This is a genomic window from Enterobacter sp. PI-10 (assembly GCF_027947695.1).
Taxonomy (GTDB): Bacteria; Pseudomonadota; Gammaproteobacteria; order Enterobacterales; family Enterobacteriaceae; genus Enterobacter; species Enterobacter vonholyi.
Genome location: NZ_JAJNOG010000020.1, coordinates 1 through 3,927, shown reverse-complemented (window position 1 = coordinate 3,927; position 3,927 = coordinate 1). Strand labels below are relative to the sequence as shown.

Here is a 3,927-nt window from a genome sequence, read left to right as displayed (position 1 = left end):
GGGCGCATATTATCGACCTGCGTTCGCCTTGTCAAAGGGTGGATCTACGCCTTTTGATCGTTTGCTGACAAAATCGGCAAAGTGATGTTTTTGGCAGCGGAATGCACCGTCATGGTGCGGGTATACCCCTAATGGGGCAGATCATAAACTGCTGTTTCGGTAATAAAACCCCCCTCCATGATTAGGTTTCCTTATTTTCAGGCGCTTAGCGCCCAATTCAGACCGCCTGGTAAAAGTGGCATTCATATTGCAAAACCTGTTCAACAACGACAGCCGGTTCCGGCACAGCATTTCGAACAGGGGGCAAAATGAACTTAAGACGACTGAAATACTTCGTAAAAATCGTCGATATCGGCAGCCTGACTCAAGCGGCAGAAGTGCTGCATATCGCGCAGCCTGCGCTGAGCCAGCAGGTGGCTACTCTGGAAGGCGAGATGGATCAGCAGCTACTGATTCGTACCAAACGCGGCGTTACGCCAACGGAAGCAGGCAAAATCCTCTATACCCACGCACGCACCATTCTTCGCCAGTGTGAACAGGCGCAGCTGGCGGTGAACAACGTAGGCCAGACACTGAGCGGGCACGTTTCTATCGGCCTGGCGCCGGGAACGGCCGCGTCCTCTATTACCATGCCGCTGCTGCAGGCCGTCCGCGCCGAGCTGCCTGAAGTTCTGGTCTATCTGCACGAAAACAGCGGTTCCGTACTGAATGAAAAACTGCTCAACGGCCAGCTGGATATGGCGGTTCTTTACGATCGCTCCCCGGTCGCCGGGATCACCAGCCAGCCGCTGCTGAAAGAAGATCTCTACCTCGTGGGCACCCGCGACTGTCCGGGTCAGAGCGTAGACCTTACCGCCGTGGCAGAGATGAACCTCTATCTGCCGCGCGACTACAGCGCCGTGCGCGTGCGCGTGGACGAAGCGTTCTCCCTGCGCCGCCTGACGGCCAAAATCATCGGTGAAATTGACTCAATCTCCACGCTCACCGCGGCCATTGCCAGCGGGATGGGGGTGACCGTGCTGCCGGAATCCGCAGCCCGCTCGCTGTGCAGCGCGGCAAACGGCTGGATGGCGCGGATCACCACGCCTTCCATGAGCCTGCCGCTGTCGCTGAACATGTCTGCTCGCGGTTCGCTGTCGCCGCAGGCGCAGGCGGTAAAAGAAATTTTGATGTCGCTGGTAAGCAAGCCGTCGCTTGAGAACCGTGAACTCCAGCTCGTGAGCTGATATTCCATAAAAGCATAAGATGCTGGTTTTTATTATTTGTTCTGCAGCGCGGCAGACTCTAACAATAGAGCTATGTCAGATGCGCCGGAGTGAATCGTGAATTTCCAGCAACTTAAAATCATCCGTGAGGCGGCCAGGCGGGACTACAACCTGACCGAGGTCGCCAATATGCTTTATACCTCCCAGTCCGGCGTCAGCCGCCATATCCGCGAGCTGGAAGAGGAACTGGGCATAGAGATCTTTATCCGTCGCGGCAAGCGGCTGCTCGGCATGACGGAGCCGGGTAAGGCTTTGCTCACCATCGCAGAGCGGATCCTCAACGAGGCCAGCAACGTGCGTCGTCTGGCGGATCTCTTCACTAACGACGCCTCGGGCGTGCTCACTATTGCCACTACCCACACCCAGGCGCGCTACAGCCTGCCGCCGGTGATTAAAGCGTTCCGCGAACTTTTCCCTGATGTCCGTCTGGAGCTTATTCAGGGCACGCCGCAGGAAATTGAAGTGCTGCTGCAAAACGGTGGGGCGGATATCGGTATCGCCAGCGAACGCCTGAGCAACGACCCGCTGCTGGTGGCGTTCCCCTGGTTCCGCTGGTACCACAGCTTATTACTCCCGGTCGATCATCCGCTCAATCAGGTCTCTCCCCTGACGCTGGAAGACGTTGCGAAATGGCCGCTCATTACCTACCGCCAGGGGATCACCGGACGCTCGCGTATTGATGAAGCCTTCAACCGTAAAGGGTTAACGCCGGACATCGTGCTGAGCGCGCAGGATTCTGACGTGATCAAAACCTACGTCGAGCTGGGGCTGGGCATTGGGCTGGTGGCGGAACAGTCCAGCGGAGAACGCGAAGACGGTAACCTGGTGCGTCTTGACACGCGTCATCTGTTTGACGCCAACACCGTATGGCTTGGCCTGAAGCGCGGACAGCTGCAGCGCAACTATGTGTGGCGCTTTATCGAGCTGTGCAATGCCGGGCTGTCGGTGGATGAGATTAAACGTCAGGTCATGGAGCCGGAAGAAGTGGCGATTGATTATCAGATATAGCTGCTGGCTTGCCCGGCAGCGCTGCGCTGACCGAATCAGAGGGCAGGGATGTCGTCACTTGTTGTAAGTAGTGGGGATATGCTGCTGCATCAACTCAACGATCCAGTCAATAAAAACACGCAGTCTGGCGTTGACATGGCGGTTCGGCGGAAATGCCAGGTACAGGGGCATTGGAGCAATACGCCAGCGTTCAAATAGCGGAATCAAGGCACCGCGAGCCTGATGTGCTGCCGCCATATAGACCGGCAGCGCAATCACGCCCAATCCCGCTAGCCCAGCTTCGAGGTAAGCATTGCCATCATCCACGGCAAGTACATAGTTGCCCGTGATTTCAATATGTTCACTCTCATCGTTCAGTACCAGAGGATCAATCTTACCGGTGCGTGAGGATAAGAATCCCACTATGCGATGGTCGGTATTTTCCAGCTCTCGCGGGTGCGCAGGGGCGCCGAGGCGTTCCACATAGCTCGGTGCGACGTAAACACCGATTTGCAAATCGCCGACATGGCGTGCGATCAGGGACTGGTCGTTGATTTCGCCGCCCCGCACGACACAATCCACGTTGTCGCCGATCAGATCCACCACCCGGTCACTCACGCCCATGTCGAACTGAATTTCAGGGTAGCGCGCGTGAAAAGCCGGTAGCGCGGGCACCAGCACCAGGCGGGCGAGAGGAGTCGGCACATCTACCCGCAGGCGTCCCCTGGGCGTCATCGTCGCACTGGACAGGCTGTTTTCAGCATCTTCCATGTCCGCCAGCAGGCGGATGACGCGCTCGTAGTAGACCGCGCCATCAGGAGTAACGCCGAGCCTGCGGGTGGTGCGATGGAGCAATTTGACGCGCAGGCGCGCTTCCAGCTGCTGAATGAGCTGCGTCACCGTGGTTTTGCTCATATGAAGCGTTTGGGCAGCCTTTGTGAAGCTACCTGCCTCCACCACGCGAGCAAAGGCGCGCATCGCGTCGAAACGATCCATCCCTTGTCCTCTCTTTTCACCGATTGTTTGGATATTACAAACAATGATGGACAAAGTCGCTTGTTTATCCGCCCGAACCTGCGCCTGTAAAGTGTCTTTATGTTCAACGGGCTGATTTCGCCCTATTTCAAAGGTACAAACATGACAACACGCGAAGCTGTTTTTCCCCTCGGACGCCAGGCACTCTATGAGCGCAATCGGTATTCACCGGCCATCAAATCCAACGGTTTCTTGTTCGTCTCGGGGCAGGTGGGTAGTCGCGAGGATGGTTCGCCTGAGCCCGATCTGAAAGCGCAGGTCAGGCTGGCCTTCGATAATCTTATTGCTGTCCTCGCGGCTGCGGGCTGCACGTTCGATGACGTGGTTGACGTGACCCTCTTTGTCGTCGATCCCGAGTCAAACCTCGACGCAATCTGGAGTATCCTGCCAGAATATTGGGGGGAAGCGCCTTACCCTACGCTGACCGGGCTCGGCGTGACGTGGCTGTACGGGTTCCAGTTTGAAATTAAGGTGATTGCCAGGCTGCCCTGAGTATTACTGGTCTTTCCGCCAGTCGAAAATAAGACAGAGGAAAAATGATGAGAGCAGCGGTTTATTGCCCGAGGCGCTGCGCTTACCGTGCCCCAGGGTCCCCTGGGCCGGGTAAGGCGAAGCCGCCACCCGGCAAATTTTCCGAATT

Annotated in this window: 4 protein-coding genes; 3 read left to right on the top strand and 1 reads right to left on the bottom strand. The window is 56.9% G+C overall.

Annotated elements, in window-relative coordinates; all coding sequences use genetic code 11:
- The first annotated feature begins 308 nt into the window (after positions 1-308).
- Both nac and cbl read left to right on the top strand, forming a co-directional pair.
- On the top strand, positions 309-1,226 hold the full coding sequence (nac, locus tag LRM19_RS21120; RefSeq protein ID WP_111966053.1) for a nitrogen assimilation transcriptional regulator NAC: 918 nt from the start codon (positions 309-311) through the stop codon (positions 1,224-1,226).
- A 96-nt stretch (positions 1,227-1,322) separates the two neighbouring features.
- Positions 1,323-2,273 (top strand): HTH-type transcriptional regulator Cbl, encoded by a 951-nt coding sequence (gene cbl, locus LRM19_RS21115; protein WP_111966052.1) that lies wholly within the window; start codon positions 1,323-1,325, stop codon positions 2,271-2,273.
- Positions 2,274-2,327: 54 nt separating this feature from the next.
- Here cbl and LRM19_RS21110 read toward each other — a convergent pair whose 3' ends face one another.
- Entirely contained in the window at positions 2,328-3,248 is a 921-nt protein-coding gene (locus LRM19_RS21110; protein WP_271369770.1) for a LysR family transcriptional regulator, read from the bottom strand.
- 141 nt (positions 3,249-3,389) lie between these two features.
- Between LRM19_RS21110 and LRM19_RS21105 the strand changes: the two genes are divergently transcribed.
- Complete coding sequence (locus LRM19_RS21105) at positions 3,390-3,779, top strand: RidA family protein (protein WP_127731564.1); 390 nt, start codon at positions 3,390-3,392, stop codon at positions 3,777-3,779.
- Positions 3,780-3,927: the final 148 nt, after the last annotated feature.